This window comes from Aeromonas sp. PS2Canimalfood6 (assembly GCF_048276795.1).
GTDB classification, from domain to species: domain Bacteria; phylum Pseudomonadota; class Gammaproteobacteria; order Enterobacterales; family Aeromonadaceae; genus Aeromonas; species Aeromonas caviae.
In genome coordinates this window covers 1-508 of the sequence record NZ_JBLUXC010000164.1, presented here as the reverse complement: position 1 = coordinate 508, position 508 = coordinate 1, and the positions used below count along the sequence as shown (strand labels likewise).

Sequence of the window (508 nt, the reverse complement as noted above, 5' to 3'; positions counted from 1 at the left end):
AGGTCGCTCGGCGCCTCAACATCTGTGCAGAAGGGTTGGCCAATGATGCCTTGCTCGCGGACAGTGCCCTGTCTCAGGCCCGTCAGCGACTCGGCAAACAGCCGCTCGAGTGGCTGTTCAAACAGTGCGCCGATGTGTGGGGGCGGGAACGTTATCCTGAAGACCATTGGCACGGTTTACAGGTCTTTGCCATCGATGGGGCCCTGTTCCGAACCCAGGATATGCCTGAACTCAGAGCACATTTCGGCTCGGGTAACACCTCAACCAACCGGCAGACACCCTACCCGATGCTGCGGTTGGTCACGCTCATGAATGTCCGCTCGCATGTCATTGCCAACGCGGCCATCAGCCCGTACCGCAAAGGGGAAATCCCCCTGGCCAGCGAGTTCATTCACTCATTGCCGGACAAGTCAGTGACCCTGCTGGATAAAGGCTTCTTCGGTGCCGACCTGTTGCTGCGTATTCAGGCCGAAGACACCGACCGTCACTGGCTCATCCCGGAACGCAA

1 protein-coding gene is annotated in these 508 nt (G+C 59.1%); it reads left to right on the top strand.

The features are described from left to right. Nucleotides 1–508, top strand: a 508-nt coding sequence (locus ACNPAA_RS21070; protein ID WP_417891999.1) for an IS4 family transposase, incomplete at both ends; no start/stop codon positions are given.